The organism is Rhizobium sp. AC27/96 (assembly GCF_001692325.1).
Taxonomy (GTDB): Bacteria; Pseudomonadota; Alphaproteobacteria; order Rhizobiales; family Rhizobiaceae; genus Rhizobium.
The window spans coordinates 87,281-104,148 of record NZ_LXKN01000014.1 but is presented as its reverse complement, the minus strand read 5'-3'; the positions used below and the strand labels follow the sequence as shown (position 1 = coordinate 104,148).

15 protein-coding genes and 1 pseudogene are annotated in these 16,868 nt (G+C 59.8%); 12 read left to right on the top strand and 4 right to left on the bottom strand.

The window, feature by feature from the left end:
• Window positions 1-71: 71 nt before the first annotated feature.
• The 3 genes and pseudogenes from A6U86_RS12090 to A6U86_RS12080 form a co-directional block, all read right to left on the bottom strand.
• Window positions 72-3,334, bottom strand: a pseudogene (locus A6U86_RS12090) (error-prone DNA polymerase).
• Window positions 3,334-4,848, bottom strand: a complete 1,515-nt coding sequence (locus A6U86_RS12085) for a DNA polymerase Y family protein (RefSeq protein ID WP_083196811.1) — start codon at window positions 4,846-4,848, stop codon at window positions 3,334-3,336. Before A6U86_RS12085 ends, A6U86_RS12090 begins: the two are co-directional and overlap by 1 nt.
• Window positions 4,769-5,527 (bottom strand): ImuA family protein, encoded by a 759-nt coding sequence (locus A6U86_RS12080; RefSeq protein WP_068391124.1) that lies wholly within the window; start codon window positions 5,525-5,527, stop codon window positions 4,769-4,771. Before A6U86_RS12080 ends, A6U86_RS12085 begins: the two co-directional genes overlap by 80 nt.
• A gap of 262 nt (window positions 5,528-5,789) precedes the next feature.
• On the opposite strand from A6U86_RS12080, the gene dinB reads away from it, so the two are divergent.
• Window positions 5,790-6,881 carry a DNA polymerase IV gene (dinB, locus tag A6U86_RS12075; protein WP_068391122.1) on the top strand — a complete coding sequence of 364 codons (1,092 nt, stop codon included), beginning with the start codon at window positions 5,790-5,792 and terminating at the stop codon, window positions 6,879-6,881.
• On the opposite strand, the gene A6U86_RS12070 is transcribed toward dinB, so the two are convergent.
• The gene (locus tag A6U86_RS12070; RefSeq protein WP_068391121.1) at window positions 6,878-7,372 is read right to left on the bottom strand and encodes an SOS response-associated peptidase family protein; all 495 of its coding nucleotides are present in this window, start codon (window positions 7,370-7,372) and stop codon (window positions 6,878-6,880) included. The two genes, dinB and A6U86_RS12070, sit on opposite strands and share 4 nt — an antisense overlap.
• Window positions 7,373-7,432: 60 nt before the next feature.
• Here A6U86_RS12070 and A6U86_RS12065 point away from each other — a divergent pair, with 60 nt between their 5' ends.
• The 11 genes from A6U86_RS12065 (at window position 7,433) to A6U86_RS12015 (ending at window position 16,805) form a co-directional block, all read left to right on the top strand.
• Window positions 7,433-8,023, top strand: coding sequence for an SOS response-associated peptidase (locus A6U86_RS12065; RefSeq protein WP_068391120.1), 591 nt, complete (start codon window positions 7,433-7,435; stop codon window positions 8,021-8,023).
• A gap of 344 nt (window positions 8,024-8,367) precedes the next feature.
• Window positions 8,368-9,279, top strand: coding sequence for a DUF6884 domain-containing protein (locus A6U86_RS12060; protein ID WP_141683692.1), 912 nt, complete (start codon window positions 8,368-8,370; stop codon window positions 9,277-9,279).
• A complete protein-coding gene (dbpB, locus tag A6U86_RS12055; RefSeq protein WP_068391117.1) occupies window positions 9,276-10,400 on the top strand; it encodes a DGQHR domain-containing protein DpdB in 1,125 nt (374 codons plus the stop codon). The genes A6U86_RS12060 and dbpB (A6U86_RS12055) overlap by 4 nt, the downstream gene beginning before the upstream one ends.
• Window positions 10,397-11,764, top strand: a complete 1,368-nt coding sequence (gene dpdA / locus A6U86_RS12050; RefSeq protein WP_068391115.1) for a tRNA-guanine transglycosylase DpdA — start codon at window positions 10,397-10,399, stop codon at window positions 11,762-11,764. The genes dbpB (A6U86_RS12055) and dpdA overlap by 4 nt, the downstream gene beginning before the upstream one ends.
• A complete protein-coding gene (dbpB, locus tag A6U86_RS12045) occupies window positions 11,682-12,800 on the top strand; it encodes a DGQHR domain-containing protein DpdB (RefSeq protein WP_068391199.1) in 1,119 nt (372 codons plus the stop codon). The genes dpdA and dbpB (A6U86_RS12045) overlap by 83 nt, the downstream gene beginning before the upstream one ends.
• Window positions 12,797-13,429: a 7-carboxy-7-deazaguanine synthase gene (gene queE / locus A6U86_RS12040; RefSeq protein ID WP_068391113.1), complete on the top strand. Its 633-nt coding sequence runs from the start codon at window positions 12,797-12,799 to the stop codon at window positions 13,427-13,429. Before dbpB (A6U86_RS12045) ends, queE begins: the two co-directional genes overlap by 4 nt.
• On the top strand, window positions 13,426-13,782 hold the full coding sequence (gene queD / locus A6U86_RS12035) for a 6-carboxytetrahydropterin synthase QueD (protein WP_068391111.1): 357 nt from the start codon (window positions 13,426-13,428) through the stop codon (window positions 13,780-13,782). The genes queE and queD overlap by 4 nt, the downstream gene beginning before the upstream one ends.
• Before the next feature lie 13 nt (window positions 13,783-13,795).
• Complete coding sequence (queC, locus tag A6U86_RS12030) at window positions 13,796-14,497, top strand: 7-cyano-7-deazaguanine synthase QueC (RefSeq protein ID WP_068391108.1); 702 nt, start codon at window positions 13,796-13,798, stop codon at window positions 14,495-14,497.
• 13 nt (window positions 14,498-14,510) lie between these two features.
• On the top strand, window positions 14,511-15,074 hold the full coding sequence (locus A6U86_RS12025; RefSeq protein ID WP_068391105.1) for a VUT family protein: 564 nt from the start codon (window positions 14,511-14,513) through the stop codon (window positions 15,072-15,074).
• Window positions 15,071-15,985, top strand: coding sequence for a hypothetical protein (locus tag A6U86_RS12020; RefSeq protein WP_047519117.1), 915 nt, complete (start codon window positions 15,071-15,073; stop codon window positions 15,983-15,985). Before A6U86_RS12025 ends, A6U86_RS12020 begins: the two co-directional genes overlap by 4 nt.
• A 19-nt stretch (window positions 15,986-16,004) precedes the next feature.
• On the top strand, window positions 16,005-16,805 hold the full coding sequence (locus A6U86_RS12015) for an HAD family hydrolase (protein ID WP_068391102.1): 801 nt from the start codon (window positions 16,005-16,007) through the stop codon (window positions 16,803-16,805).
• Window positions 16,806-16,868: the final 63 nt, after the last annotated feature.

The window sequence follows — 16,868 nt, the reverse complement described above, 5'->3', positions numbered from 1 at the left end:
GGCTTCACTGCGGGGCAGCATTACATAACAATTGCAGGGAAAGACGGGCAAACTCCGTCGCCGCCTCCGGATCACTGAAAATTCCGGCTTTTGACCTTCAGCGTATTGATATGAAGATCCGGCACGAACATATCCCGCGCCCGCACACCGGGAACCGGCCGCTCGCGCGAATCCGGACTTCCCGGAGAGCCATGGGCGAACTCGTCACCCCGGCCCGTCGGCGGCCGGAATGAGCCGTCGCGCTCGGCAAGGCTCGACAGGTCGGTCGAGAGATCGAAGAGCTGCTGGGCGACCAGGTGCACCACCTCCCCTTCCCGCTGGATCCTGCCATTGATCGCCATCATGCTGGCGCCGAGCACCACCCTGCGCGACCGCTCGAAGAGCTTTGGCCAGACGACGACGTTGGCCACACCGGACTCGTCCTCGATAGTGATGAACATCACGCCCTTCGCAGAGCCTGGTCGCTGACGCACCAACACCAGGCCGGCGGCCATCAGCCATTGCCCGTCACGCGCCGTCATCGCTTCGGCACAGGTTACGATCTGACGCTTGGCGAGGTCGCCCCGCAGTAAACTCAAGGGGTGCTGCCGGAGTGTCAGGCCGGTATGACCGTAATCCTCAACGACATTGTGGCCCTCAGTCATCTGCCGCAACTCGACTTCCGGCTCCTGCTGCTCAGCGATCGCCCGCGCCTCCCGTTCCGCCGCGGCGGTAAACAGAGGCAGCGGCTCGTCGCGGAGCGCCTTGATTGCCCAGAGCGCATCGCGTCGCTCGAGACAGAGAGACGGCAGGAAGGAATCGGCTTCGGCAAGCTCTAAGAGTGAGGCGACCGGAACGCCGGATCGACGCCACATGTCGTCGACGGATGCGAAGGGCTCGTCGGCGCGCGCGGTGGCGATCCGCGCCGCGTCGGCGGTCGCCAACCCGCGCACCAGACGCATGCCGAGCCGCACCGCATGCCGGTCGGTGCCTTCGATCTGCTCCAGCGTGCAGTCCCAGCGCGAGCGGTTGATGCAGACGGGACGGACCTCGACGCCGTGCTTCCTGGCATCGGCGACGATCTGCGCAGGGGCATAAAAGCCCATCGGCTGCGAATTCAGAAGCGCCGCACAGAAGACGTCCGGAAAATGGCATTTCACATAGTTGGAGGCGTAGGCGATCAGCGCGAAAGAGGCGGCGTGGCTTTCAGGAAAGCCGTAGGAGCCGAAGCCTTCGAGCTGGCTGAATGTCTTCTCGGCGAATTCTGGCGTATAGCCGTTCCGGACCATTCCGGAGACGAGCTTGTCCTTGAAGCGCGAAACGCCACCCGTGAACTTGAAGGTCGCCATGGATTTCCGCAGTTGGTCGGCCTCGCCGCCCGTGAACCCCGCACAGACCATCGCCACCTTCATTGCCGACTCCTGAAACAGGGGCACTCCCAGTGTCTTGTGGAGGACCGCCTCCAGTTCGGGTGTCGGGTACTCGACCTTCTCCTTGCCCTCGCGCCGGCGCAGATATGGATGCACCATGTCGCCCTGGATCGGCCCGGGGCGGACGATCGCCACCTGGATGACGAGATCGTAGAAGGTCCTCGGCTTCATGCGTGGCAGCATGGACATCTGGGCGCGGCTTTCGATTTGGAAGGTGCCGAGCGTATCCGCCTTGCGGATCATCGCGTAGGTCGCCGGATCCTCCTGCGGGATCGTCGCAAGGTCGAGATGCTCATGTTTGTCCTCGCGGATCAGGGCAAACGCCTTGGCCATGCAGGTCAGCATGCCGAGGGCCAGCACATCGACTTTCATGAATTTCAGCGCCTCGATGTCGTCCTTGTCCCATTCGATCACCTGCCGGTCGGCCATGGTCGCCGGCTCTATCGGCACCAGGTCGTCGAGCCGGTCATGGGTGAGCACGAAGCCGCCGGGATGCTGACCCAGATGGCGCGGTGCGCCCATCAACTGCTGGGCAAGTCGCAAGGCCAAGGCGAGACGTCTGTCCTCCGGATTGAGACCGAGGTCGCGCACGTGCCGCTCGCTCACCTCCTCCGACCAGGACCAGATGCCTGATGATAGCGCCTTGATCAGATCCTCCGGCAAACCGAGCGCCTTGCCGACATCGCGAATAGCGCCCTTGGCGCGATAGCGCGTGACGGTCGAGCAGAGCGCGGCCTTGTCATGGCCATAGGTCTTGTAGATCCACTGGATGACCTCCTCGCGCCGTTCGTGCTCGAAATCGACATCGATATCGGGCGGCTCGTCGCGCTCCTGGGAGACAAACCGCTCAAACAGGAGATCATTGGTGTCGGGGTCGATCGAGGTGACGCCGAGCACATAGCAGACGGCGGAATTGGCGGCCGACCCCCTGCCCTGGCAGAGAATGCCCTGCGATCGGGCATACCGGACGATCGAGAAGACGGTCAGGAAATAAGGCGCGTAGCGCATCGTCTCGATCAGAGCGAGTTCATGCCGAATGGTCTTCTCGACATGGTCAGGCAGGCCCTCGGGATAACGTGTCTTGACGCCCTCCCAGGTGCAGTGCTCGAGCGACTCTTGGGCGGTCATGCCCGGGATCAGCGCCTCCTCCGGGTATTGATAAACCAACTCTTCGAGCGAGAACCTGCACCGGTCAACAATCTCCTCCGTGCGCGCCAGCGCTTCCGGGTACCGGGGAAAGAGACGAGCCATTTCTTCCGGCGGCTTCAGATAACGATCGGCGTGCCGCTCGCGCTCGAAGCCGACATCATCGATCGTCTTCCTGGTCCGAATGCAGGTGACGACATCCTGCAGCTGCCGGCGGCCGGGTTCATGAAACAGCACATCATTGGTGACGACCGTCTTCACCCCGTGCTTCACCGCAAGGTTCGAGAGCTGGTGTAGCCGCAACTGATCATTCGGGCGCCGACGCAGGCAGAGCGAGACATAGGCGCGGTCACCGAAGACGCCGGCCATTTTCCTGAGCTGCACAGCGCAGGCGTCATCCGGCATGTCCGGCACCAGGACGCCGATCAGTCCGTCGGCATAGAGCGCCACGTCATCGAGATGCAGGATGCACTTTGCTTTGCCTCCCCGGCCCTTGCCCAAGGTCAGCAGCCGCGTCAGCCGGGAATAGGCGGCGCGGTCGGTCGGATAGACGAGGATCGACATGCCGTCGGACAAATCGAGGCGGCAGCCGACGACGAGCCGCAGGCCCGTGGTGCGCGAGGCCTCGAGCGCCCGACGATGCCGGCGAGGCTGTTGCGGTCGACGACGCCAAGCGCTTCGATGCCCATGCGTTTTGCGGTCGCAAACAGTTCCTCGGCCGAGCTCGCGCCGCGGAGGAACGAGAAATGCGTGGTAACCTGAAGCTCGGCGTAGCGCATCACGCAAACACTCCATGCAGGAACCATTTGTGCGATCCGGTTTCCGCATCGACGCCATCACCGGATCGAAAAATCCAGAAGCGCTCGCCGGCGTCATCCTCGACGACGAAGTAATCGCGCACCGCGATCCATTCGGCACTGCGTTTCCACCATTCGCCAAAGATCCGCTCGGAACCGTCGGCACGCTTCACCCGGCGCCGCTTGCCGCGCCAGATAAATGAGACCGGCGGATGATCCGGGAGCAGGGCAATCACTTCGATCAGTTCGGAACGCGCCAGAAGCCGGGGCGGCCTCAGCCAATGCATCGGCCACGTGGCGCCGTCCTCTTCGGCCGTGGGGGCGATGCGCTGGACGCAGCGTTCCGGGACATCGCTTGCGACCGGCGCGACACGGAAAATCCGCTGGCCACCGCGATTGCCGAGGACATCAATGAGCGGCGTCACGTCGGTGATCTGCTCCTCAACAAGCGGTGAGGCCGACTGTGCTTCGATCAGCGGTTCGGCGATGATCGCGGCCAGGCTGAGCTTCTCGATGCCGAAACCGGGCTCGATCCTTTCGATGCGATCGCGGAACAGTTTTGTCAGCCAGGCAATGTCGCGGACGGGTTTGGCCGTGCCAGCCCGAAGCGCCTGCATCGTGTTATCGACGCGGTGGATGATGAGGTCGGCACCGCGGACGCCCAGGCCACGCTTTTCGAGCTCCTGACAGAGCTGGCGCACGAGGCGGGTGACGTATTTCTCGATCGTCTCCGGTGCTCCGATCGGTTCGGCGAAGGATTTTTGGACCTCGACAAGTTCCGCCGGGCGGATCGGATCAATGGGTTCGGCGACACGTCCGAACATCTGGTCGAGACGCCGTCCGAGCTCGGGGCCGAAGCGCAGGGTCAGCGGCGCCCGTGGGGTGCCGGCGAGATCGCCGACGGTGGCGAAGCCGAGGGTCCGCAGGCTTGCTACGGTCTCGGGCGACAGCCGCAGCGACGAGAGAGGCAACCGGTTCACGGCCTTGTCGGTCTCGCCGCGCGCGACGATGACCGTCTCCCGGCTGCTGGTCCGGGCGAGCGCATGCGCGGCACCCCATGTGTCGGCGATCGCCGCACGGGCGGCGAGACCTCGACCGCGCAAGCGATTGACGAGACCCGACAGCATCAGTTCCTCGCCGCCCTGAAGATGGTCGGCACCTTCCGTGTCCATGACGATGCCATCGGGAGAATCCATGGCAACGACGGGCGAATATTGCGACAAGGCCCAGAGCGTGAGCCGCTCCAGCGCTTGAAGGTCCGCCGCCGGATCCGCATCGATCATGATCAGGCGCTGCACCAGCGCCTGCGCCTTCGCCGCCGCCATGCCGACGCGAAGGCCGAGTTTTGTCGCCGCCTGATCGGCCGCCGCAATCCAACGCTTCGAACCGCTCCTGGCGATCACCACCAGGGGCGTTTCAACGCAAAGCGCGGGATCGGCCCGCCTGATCCGGTCGGTCGGCAGCGTCGGAAGAAAGACAGATACGACCCTGGCCATCACATGCTCCGATGATGAATTCACCTCCCTCGCCGGCCCTGACCCGCATCAGCTCTGCCAGCCATCGCGCCCGCCCGATCCCGGGAACGGCAAGCGGTTCGGATGGCAGCACCGAGATGCGCCAACGGGTCGCCGCAGCCGTCGGCATGCCAAAGTCGGAGGCCTCGGTCGGCCGCCTCCATCGGCGGACGACCAAACCCAATGTCCCTGACTTCTCCGCTGCAAGCTGCAGGCGGCGCGATGCCGTCATCGGGAGGCGCACGAGCTCGGCGACGACAGCGCCGAGGCCGCCGTAGCGCAAAGCCTCTTCGAAGCTTGCGAGCACCGTCTCTTCCCTGTCGCCCTCGACGAAGATGACACGGTCGGGGTGAAGGCCGATCTGGGCGAACGCCGGGAAGAAGAGGTCAAAGCGCGTCAGGCACCAGACCACCTTGCCAGTGGTGCGAGCGGCGATGCCGCCGACGAAGAGTGCAGCGGCCGCCCCGTCGATCGCCCCGTTTCCGCCGCCAGCCACCTCATGCAGCGCGCCATAAGCTAATCCACCTCCCGGTAGCTGCGCATCGATCTCGCCCACTCCGAACGGCAAAACGCTTCGATGGCACAGACCGGAGCCTTCCAAGTTAGCGATCTTCTCGCGCAACTCGTTGAGAACTGCTTTTGAGGCGACTGCTGAAGTCATGATCTCCTTCTGACGGCAACCCGTTTTGACTTGCGAAACAGGATTATGTTCTGTATTTGTTCTCAAAGTGAAAACGAGTCAATGTGCGCTCGGCCCGCGAAAGTTGAGCGGCCAGGCGAATCCGGTGATTCCGCGAACGGATTCAAATCGATGGCAGAAAAGGGAATTTTTTCTCACAGGATTGCTCGCTGGCGCCGTAGGGCGACAAATGCGGCGCGCACGTCCCATGTCTGGGTCATGAACCGCATGGCAGAGTCAGATCATGATGAACGATGAAGGCAGCGATCGACCGCGCAATATCGTCCATGTCGACATGGATGCCTTCTACGCGTCGGTCGAGCAGCGCGACAATCCCGAACTGCGAGGATTGCCGGTTGCCGTCGGTAGTCCTGCCGCCCGCGGTGTGGTGGCGGCCGCCAGCTACGAAGCGCGAAAATTCGGCGTTCATTCGGCCATGCCGTCCGTGACCGCCCAGCGGAAATGCCCGGATCTGGTCTTCGTCAGGCCCCGATCCGACGTCTACAAGGCCGTCTCGCTGCAGATCCGCGCGATTTTCGCCGAGTATACGCCGCTGATCGAGCCACTCTCGCTCGACGAAGCCTATCTCGATGTCACGCACAATCTCAAACGTATGGAAATCGCTACGGAGATCGCCGCGGAAATCCGCGCGAGGATCAAGGCGGCGACGGGGCTCAACGCGTCGGCGGGAATCTCCTACAACAAGTTCCTGGCCAAGATGGCCAGTGACCTCAACAAGCCGAACGGCCAGGCCGTCATCACCCCGAAGAACGGCCCCGCCTTCGTCGAAAAGCTTCACGTCAAGAAATTCCACGGTGTCGGGCCGGCGACCACTGAGAAGATGCATCGGCTTGGGATCGAGACCGGCGCTGATCTCAAGGAGCAGACGCTCGATTTTCTGACGCAACATTTCGGGAAGTCGGGACCGTATTTCTACGGGATCGCCCGCGGCATCGACAATCGCCAGGTCAAGCCGGACCGGGTGCGGAAATCGGTCGGCGCTGAAGACACGTTCGCTGAGGACATCCATTCCTTCGAACCGGCGCGCGAGGGACTGCAGCCGCTGATCGAAAAGGTTTGGAGCTACTGCGAGGCCAATGAAATTGGCGCCAAGACCGTGACCCTCAAGGTCAAATATGCCGACTTCAGCCAGATCACCCGCAGCAAGACAGTTCCATCAGCACTACCGGCAATCGGCGATCTCGAGGACGTGGTGGGCCTGCTTCTCGCGCCCCTCTTCCCGACGCGAAAAGGGATACGTCTGCTTGGCGTGTCGCTGTCTTCGCTGGAACGGCGAGTACCTGTCGCGGAACCGCAGCTGCGGCTGGCGCTTTAGACGGCGAGCATTGTCTGAACAGGAGGGGTTGAATGGCGCCTGACCCGAAATGTCCCCGCCGGCGGGGGCCGCAGGATTTCGTCCTCAGGCACAAGTGCGTCGAGCCAAGCCATCCGCTGATCGCGGGAGAGGACCGCCATCTGCCGGTCGTGGAGCGGCGCGATATCCGCGTTTGCCTCAATCGTCAGGATGGCGTAGGCCTCAGGCCAATCCGTGGCCGCGGGCCGCCAGATCCCCGCGAAATAGAACCAGTCGCCGTCGGCGAGCGAGAAACTGAAGTTCCGATGGCAAAACTCGGAAGCAGGCACCAGGCATCGGTGGGTCGGAAAAGTCCGGCCTTCCGAACGAACAACATTCACTGCGCGCGGACCGCCATCGCGAGGACGAAGCCCCCATGGCAGTTCCACCATCTCCACTTCGCCGTCATGGCGTCTTATGATGACGCGGCGCTCGTCGAGCGGGGCGTCGGACTGGAAAACCTTCGCGCTCATAGTATGCAGAACATAGCAGGAACACAGCATTGAAACAATCCGAACCGAAGCGGAGGATACATGTGCAACGATTATCGGCTGATGGTGGATGTCGCCTCCATTGTCGAGGACTTCGCCGACCTCAAGATCAAGATCCTTTTCGGTGAAGGCGCGCCCAATCTTGAAGCACGTGAGGACATCAAGATCACCGACGTCGGCCCTATCGCCAGGTCAATCGACGGTGCCCGTGACGAGGTCGAGTTGGTGCAGCGGCGCTGGAGCTGGCCGGGGCCGAACAAGCGTCCGGTGTATAATTTCCGGTCGGATGGCCGGGAGTTCAATTCCAACCGCTGCTTGATCATCGCCGACGGGTTCTACGAGTTCACGGACTCAAAGGACCCGAAAAAGAAGCGCAAGGACAAATGGCTGTTCACGAAGAAGGACGAGCCGATCTTCTGCATTGCCGGCATCTGGCGTGAGACGCCGGAAGCCGGTCAGGCCTTCACCATGCTGACGATGGAGCCGGGGCCGGACATCGCCCCTTACCACGACCGTCAGATCGTCATCCTGGATCGCAGTGCCTGGGCCGACTGGCTTGATCCGACCGTTTCCGCAAAGTCGCTGATCAAGCCACTGCCATCGGGTAGGTTGGCGGTGGAGCAGGTCGGCTGATTCAAGCGTCCGCAGATCTGTCGGTTCGATGCACCCGTGTGCGCACCAAGCCTAAGCGGGGCCATCAAAAGAGAATCGAGAGATAAAGGTCGTTCGCGCTATCGCAACCGTGGTTCCCATGGGGGCCGCGCTCGTCTCGAGCCGGGCAACAGCGGTCGAGTGATTTTTCGCAGCCATCTTGCCAGCCAGCAATAACTGCGATGTCGAAAATCAAGAGTGCAGTTTCTTGGGGAGACCAAAGACCGGGTGCAGTTTCTGTATTGACCTGAATGCTGCAGCGCAGTTATGTCACTACCGACATAGGTTGCTCCAGTAAATGGGTGACGCCCACAGAGACGCCCATTATGCCCGTAATCCTCACCGCCTGCACGCAAAGAAAGCGGGTTACCCCCAATCCTTTGCTGTGCGCCCGAGATTTGCCGATCGGCACGGTAGGGCAAGTGGCCGAGACCTGGATGGCGAAGGTTGCAACTGTCGAGACCGTGGCTCCGGCAAAGGATATTTATTGCGGCCGATCATTTGTGGAAGCGAAAAAAGCGGCGGATTCCGCGCAGGCCGAACTCCATATCGTATCGGCCGGGCTCGGCCTCATCCACAGCCAGCAAGACATACCCTCTTATAATCTGACGGTTTCCAAAGGCAGCCAAGATTGCATCCTGGACAAACTCCAGGATCATGGCGACGCCGATTGGTGGGCGGCGCTTGGCGGGCACAAGACGATGAACGACCTGTTCGACAGATCAAGCGGCCTCATCATAATCGCACTTCCGTCCCCCTATTTGAGAATGGTGGCTCCGGCCCTTCAGGGCGTTTCGGACGCATTGTGTGAGAGGATAAGGATTGTCGGCGGTCGCGACGTGCCCGATCTGAACCCTCGTCTGGAGGGTGTCAGACTTCCTTATGATGACCGCCTGGACGGCCCGCAAAGCACGCTGCCCGGCACCCGGTCTGATTTCGCGTCCCGTGCCGTTCGCCATTTTGTCGAGAACGGCCTGGCAACTGCGCCACTTGCAACAGCCAAAGATCATGCCGAACTCGTTGAGATCGCGCTTGCCGGATGGGATCGCCCTTCTTCCAAGTTGGGCACGCGGATGTCGGATTCTGATCTTAAATCCATCGTCCGGGAGCACTGGTCGCGCGCCGATGGTCGGTCGACAAAGCTGCTTCGGATATTGCGAGATGAGTTGAATATCGCCTGCGAGCAGAAGCGATTTGCCAGATTAACGGCGGAGATCCGCGAAGAGAGGGCGCTATGAAGAGCGTCAAAGACAATCTGATGGTTCGGGCGGTCAAAACGCAACAAGGCGATCGTATCGACGTCTATGCGTTTTTCCTGCATGGCTCGGATCTGACGCGGATTGCCAACATCAGTCGTATCCATCGCGATGAAAAGGACCTGAAGGGCTTCCAGCGCAAGGAAATCAAAAGCCACGTCAAGGCCATCGTTGAGTTTCTAGACAGTGGCCCGGTCCTCTTCCCGAACGCTATTACCCTTGCTCTTTCATCCGACGTGACATTTGACGTCTCACGCGGCCCGAAGCCAAAAGGGCTTTCGGAAGTCGGCGTTTCAGGCACGTTGAATATTCCGCTTTTTGAGGACGGCAAGCGAGCCGCTTGGATCGTCGACGGCCAACAGCGGTCCCTGGCGCTTGCAAAAGCCAAAGACAGTCGTTTCCCCGTGCCGGTTGTCGGCTTTGTTTCACAGGATGTGCAGGTCCATCGGGAACAGTTTATCCTGGTCAACAAGGTCAAAGCGCTGGACGTCCGGCTGATCAACGAGCTGCTCCCTGAAGTCGGGTCACTCCTGCCAAAGGACCTTGCCGCCAATCGTTTGCCGAGCGAACTTTGCAATCTTCTCAATCGGCAACAGAAGTCGCCATTCTACCGCTTGATCCGACGTGCCTCCGATGCCGGTGATGAGCAGAGCGTCGTCAACGACACGGCTTTGATTGATGCGATCAAGCAAAACCTCAAGGGCCCTCATGGGGCTCTGCACCAGTATAAGCTTTCGGCGGAAGCCTATGATCCCGACGCGATGTACGAGGCACTTGCCCTATACTGGACGGCCGTCCGCGACGTATTTCAGGAGGCATGGGGCAAACAACCGACGGAAAGCCGGCTGATGCATTCTGCTGGCATCAAGGCAATGGGCGCTTTGATGGATCAGGTGATGTTGCGTGCCGATAGTTCTGCGACGCCGGAGGCCGAAGTCAGGGAGGCGCTGCATCGGATCGCGCCCCTTTGCGCTTGGACGGAAGGAACTTGGGAGGGGCTTGGCCTCCAGTGGAATGAGATCCAGGGCACCCCGCAGCACAACCGACTGCTTGCTGAGCACCTGATGCAACTCGACCGCAAGCTATCGAGGCCGACACGATGAAGTTCATTTTTGCCGACAGTCTCGATCACGTCGATCCAGGTTACGATTTTCTCCGGGACCGCTATTCTGAGGGCCGCACGCCCTATTGGGATGACGCTTATCCGCACGAGATCATGGGATACGCCCCATACAAAGGCATACTCGTTTCCCGCGGCATCGTTGGCGGCGCGGCAGTGGGCGGAAAATATACGGAAGCACAGTCAATGCGCTTCCGGCGGGTAGGCGCGCGGGAGTTTCTCCGCCTCGACAAGCCAGCATTCCAACATCTGCCGATCTTTGGCGATTGCGGCGCGTTTACATATCATAAGGAAGATAAGCCTCCTTACACACCGGAGGACACGGCTGAATTTTACGACGATGCGCGGTTTACCCACGGCTGCTCGGTCGACCATATCATTTTCGATTTCGACGAGAGCCTTACCGGGTTTGAAGGCGGCACTGAAGAAGCACGCCGGCGATTTGAGATCACGCTTGAGAATGCGGCCGCGTTTCGGACGGCAACGCAGCATATGTCAAACCGCTTCACGCCGATGGGCGTCATCCAAGGCTGGTCCCCTGGAAGCATGGCCGAGAGCGCGCGCCGTCTAGTCGCGATGGGTTACGATTATCTGGCCCTTGGCGGTACCGTTCCCCTGAAGGCGGCGCAGATCAAATCCTGCCTAACGGCGATCCGAGCCGCCATTCCGCAAAGTACCCGCCTTCATATTCTAGGTTTTGCGAAAGCTGATGAGATCCATACGTTTGGCTCTTTTAACATCACCAGTTTCGACACGACGTCGCCGTTGATCCGCGCGTTCAAGGATGCAAAAGCGAACTACTTCCTTCCGACAAAGAGCGGTAAACTCGAATACTACACAGCCATCCGCGTGCCTCAGGCGCTTGAGAACCCCAAGCTGCAGCGGCTTGCAAAGCGCGGCTCACTCAACCAAGAGCGGCTTGTTTCTATGGAGAAAACCGCACTCGCGGCTCTCCGCTCCTACGATCGCGGCGAAGCGCAACTGGAAGAGACGCTCGACAGCGTCTTAGCCTATGCCACGCCCGCGGTCATGGGGACGACGATCGACGAACTACCCGGCGCCAAGGCAGTCAAGGACCTTCGCGATCGCTATGAGCGAACGCTTCGTGATAGGCCTTGGAAGCGGTGCAGTTGCCCCATTTGTTCCGCGCTTTCGATCGAAGTCGTGATCTTTCGAGCGAGCAATCGAAACAAGCGGCGCGGCATTCACAATCTGGGCGTCTACGATGCCCTGGTCGACCAACTCCCAAGCAATAGTGGCCGAAATGACAACATTGAAATTCCAAGCGATCAGAGCCAGACAGAGCGAAGCGCACACAGTTCTTTCATTTGCAGCGCTAGCGTCTGATCTCCAGAAGTTTGCCGTTATCGAGCGGGTTGCGCGCGATGATGCAGGCGCGCTCAGCGGTTTTCAGCGTCCACAAATCGCCGGCCATATTCGTGAGATCCGTGATTATCTGGAAAAGCCGGAAGCAATTTTGCCGAACCCGATCGTCGTTGCTTTTACAAACAGCGTCCAGGTATTCGATCAAAGCGCCGACGGACGCTGCACGGTTGAAATCGACATCGCCGGCGGAGCACCCGGCATGGTAGTCGACGGGCAACAGCGGCTCACAGCACTCGGGCAGGTCCACGAGAAAGATTTCCAGGTCTTCGTGTCCGCGATCATCTGCCGCGACGACGAAGAACTCCGCCGGCAGTTCGTGTTGATCAACAATACCCGGCCGCTGCCGAAGTCGCTGATTTACGAACTGCTGCCAACCGTCACAGGCCTGCCCCGCCGCCTCGGCGACCGGTCCGCTGCCGCAGATATCGCTGCACGCTTGAACTATGACGAAAAGTCGTTGCTGAAAGGACAGGTGTATCAACACACCAACCCGACCGGCATTATCAGGGACACCGCGATCCAGCGTGTAATCATCAATTCGCTGAGCGACGGTGTCATGCGCGAACTTATTCGCGAGCCCGACGGCGCCGATCTTTGCTTCAAGTTGATCAGCGATTTCTATGGCGCTGTGCAATACGTTTTCCGAAAAGAATGGGTCGATCACACGCCGAAGACCTCTCGGCTCGTGCATGGCGCAGGAATCATGTCTCTTGGCTATGTCATGGAACTGTTGGCTTTGCTTGACGGGGCAAGAACGTCAGATGAGTTTTCCAAGGGCCTCGCCTGCCTGATCGACAACACAGCCTGGACGTCGGGGGAATGGAACTTCGGCGAAAACGACAGGCGCAACTGGAAGTCTGTTCAGAACGTCAATCGCGACATCGTCACGCTTGCGCAGTACCTGGTTGGCATTGTTCGAGCTGACATCAAGCGCCGCCGTAGCCAGGCGACAGATACATCCGAGACTGCTCCGCGAAAACTGGTGGGCCTATCATGACCTATTCTGTCAAGGAGTTGTTCAAGACGCTCCAGGGAGAAGGTGCCCAAGCTGGCCGCGCCGCGGTATTTTGCCGTTTTTCTGGTTGCAATCTTTGGACCGGCCGCGAGGAAGACCGACATAAGGCGGTGTGCCAGTTCTGCGATACGGACTTCATCGGGACAGATGGCGAAGGCGGCGGCAAGTTTCGTGACGCCGGCGAGCTTGCTTCGGCGATCGCTCGGACATGGGGGAACGTGGAGAGCAGGCGCTATGTCGTCTTCACCGGCGGCGAACCTCTTCTGCAAATCGACGATGCGCTGATTGCGGCGGTCCACGAACACGGTTTCGAGATCGCAATCGAGACCAATGGAACGATCGACCCGCCGGATGGCATCGATTGGATTTGCGTCAGTCCGAAGGCCGGCGCGCCACTCAATCTCAAATCCGGCAGCGAACTGAAACTGGTTTACCCGCAAGCGCAATTGCTTCCCGACGATCTCCCCGACGTCACCTTCGAGCATTACTTCCTGCAGCCGATGGACGGGCCATATCAGATCGAGAATATCGCGGCAGTGACGGCATTTTGTCTTGAAAATCCCCGCTGGCGACTCAGCTTGCAGACACACAAAATGATCGGGATCCCATGAGAATCACACAGGCATTTACATTTGAGGCGGCCCACAGACTTCCGAATGTGCCGACAACGCACAAATGCCATCGCATGCATGGGCATTCTTATCGGGTCGAACTACAGCTCAAAGGCTCCGTTGATCCACAAACTGGATTTGTGATCGACTTCTTTGATGTGGAGAAAGTTTTCGGGCCGGTTCTCGAAAGCCTCGATCATCATACACTCAACGATATCGACGGTCTCGAAAACCCGACGGCGGAGAATATCGCTGTCTGGATTTGGCAGAAGGTCAAGCCGCTGCTCGACGAACTGAATTCCGTGAAGGTATTCGAAACGCCATCCTGCTGGGCGGAATTTGAAGGCAATTAAAAGGAATCGGGCGATGTCGACGACTGCACTGGTGCTATTTTCGGGCGGCCAAGATTCAACGACCTGCTTGGCCTGGGCGCTCGACCGCTTCGAGCGCGTGGAGACCGTTGGTTTCGATTATGGTCAGCGCCATCGGATCGAACTCGAATGCCGAGACGCGTTGCGCGCTAAAATGAGCGAGCTTAATCCTGTGTGGGCAGATCGCCTTGGGGATGATCACACGATATCGCTCGCCGCACTCGGTGAAATCTCGGACACGGCGCTGACGAGTGGCATGCAGATCGAAATCGCCGAATCTGGGCTTCCGAACACGTTCGTGCCGGGCCGCAATCTGATCTTCCTGACCTTTGCGGCGGCTTTGGCCTATCGGCGCGGCTTGAAGCATATCGTCGGCGGCATGTGTGAGACGGATTATTCCGGCTATCCCGATTGCCGCGACGATACGATCAAAGCCTTGCAGGTGGCACTCAATATCGGAATGGAAAAGCGGTTCGTGATCGATACACCGCTGATGTGGATCGACAAAGCGCAGACCTGGCAATTGGCCAAGGATCTCGGCGGCCGGGCACTGGTGGATGTCATCGTCGAGGACAGCCACACCTGCTATCTCGGCGAGCGCGGCGAGCGTCATGATTGGGGTTACGGGTGCGGCACATGCCCGGCCTGCGACCTGCGGGCGAAAGGCTATGAAAAGTTCGTCGCGGAAGAAGTGTGACAAGGAGAGCGGGATGAATACGCGAAACAGACAGTGGATTGAGGGCGGGATTTTTCTGGCTGGCTTCGCCGCCTGCATCCCGCTCGCCAATTATATGATTGGCCATGTTGGCACGATATGCGTACCTGACGGTCCCTGCCTCATCCCCGTCGGCTTTGGTCTGACGGCACCAAGCGGGGTCCTGCTTGTCGGGCTTGCGCTCGTTCTACGTGACCTGGTGCAGCGGCGCCTCGGCCTTTTGTGGTCACTCGGAGCGATCATTGTTGGCGCTTTCCTGTCGACGACCTTCACGGCGCCGTCTTTGGCGCTGGCCTCTGCAAGCGCCTTCCTGATCTCCGAGTTCGCTGACCTGCTGGTGTTCACGCCTCTGCAGAAAAAGGGCCTGGTCAAAGCGGCCTTTGCAAGCAGCATTGTCGGCCTCATCGTCGATAGCGTGATGTTTCTTTGGCTGGCATTCGGGTCGCTTGATTTTCTGGCTGGACAGGTTGTAGGGAAATTGATCATGGTTGTAGCGGCGCTTCCAGTACTGTTCTGGATCCGCAACCGCGACCGACGATTGGGGCTGATGGCAGCATGACGACAGAGGCTGAGGATAAACTGGGGTGCATCCAGGCCGTTTTTGAGGCCATTAGGGGTAAGTCTATCTCCTTCTTTCCTCGAGCCGACGACAATCGCGCCCCGGGCAAGCTGCGGACGCTTACCGACAAGGAAGCGATCGAAGCAATTGGTGCCGAGGTTAAGCAGTTGGCGCCTGACAAAGACTCCCTTGAGGCTGCGTTGAAGGTCGCTCGCGAGTCTCTCGACGAAGTCACTGCCCAGACCGACTATCAGGACGGAAAAGCGACGCGGTTGCTCACCATCTTGACCTTTATGTCCGCCTTCTCCGGACTTGCCTTCAATCGACTCGCGGATGGCTATCCGCTCTCGATTATATCGTGGGCCGATAAATGGTCAGCAATCAACAGCGGCCTGGTTGTCGTCAGTTATCTGCTCTTCGCAGCGTTTGCCTTGCTCGCCACGTCTGGGGCTCTGGTGACGTTTCATGCGATCAGGGCTCGCTTCCGCTATCCAAGAGCAGCCGCGAAGGACAAGCCTCCAGTCTCGATGCTTTTTTGGATGGGGATCTCGCGTACTCAGCCAAACCGGTGGGCAAAAGCCTTCGTTGACCCCGCCGATGCGACAAAAGTCGCACCGGAACTGCGGACGGAATACCTTAGGAACTATATCGTCGAAACCTATCTGATCGCCGCTAAGGTCGCTGATAAAGTGAGGTTTCTAGAGCCGGCGCAGCGCATCCAGTCGTGGGCTATCACGGCCCTGTTCTCTTGGATTATCATAACGGCTGGCGTATTTGCCTTTGTGCATCCGGTAAAAAAAGAGTCTAATCCGGTGATTCGAATAGAAACGCCGATTTCCTCGGTGTGCATTACTGGTGGAAACAATGTCTCCACGGCAGCAAACGGCCAGCCTTGCAGCACCTCGCCCTGACACGGGTCGCGCGGGACCATTGGTCCTGATTGATGCGGATAACACCCTCTGGGACACGGATGGCGTTTTTGCCGAAGCGCAGTTGGGTCTTCTAGACGCTGTCGAGCATGCCGTCGAGTTGACTGGTCCTGAGGTCGATCGCCTAGAGTTCGTCCGGGAATTCGATCAGGAATTGGCTCAGAGGCATCATCTTGGTCTTCGCTATCCTACGCGCCTGCTCATCGATGCGTTGACGCTCGGGCTACGGGGCGTGGATTTTCAAGAGGCCGTGCGGCGTGCCTGGAGCAACGGTGCGGATTCAGGTCTCGGCCGTGCTGTGGTGGCCAACATCGAGAGCGAGTTCTTCGCAAACATCGCAAAACAGCCAACGCTCCTTGTCGGCGTCGTGAAGGGTTTGCGCGACCTTGCCTCGATCGGCGCGACGTCGGTCGTTTTCACGGAAGGGAGCCGCAAGCGTGTGATGCGCACGATCGAATCGCACCAACTCGGCGAGTTCGTTGATCGTGTCTTCGAAGCGCCAAAAACGGTACGCATGTTCGAGCGGGTGAAGAAACTGGCAACGGTCGGCCAGTCAATCTATGTGATTGGCGATCAGCTTACCCGCGACATCCGACCGGCAAACGAGGCTGGCGTCAAGACGATCTATATACCTGGCGGCTTTCAGCCGAAGTGGGAGCTCCAGGCCGGCAGCCTGCCGACATTCCAAGCTCGCTCGTTCGATGCGGCGGTTTCTTTCGTCCTTCGTTCAGAAGATGAGGCCCGCCCGGCGAATGGAGCGGGCGAAAATCGGGATTATTTGCGGGTCCAGAACAGGACGTAATCCTCGCCGACCAAGACCAGTCTGCACCACTAAATCGCTTGCGGGAATGCCGGGTCGTCGAGT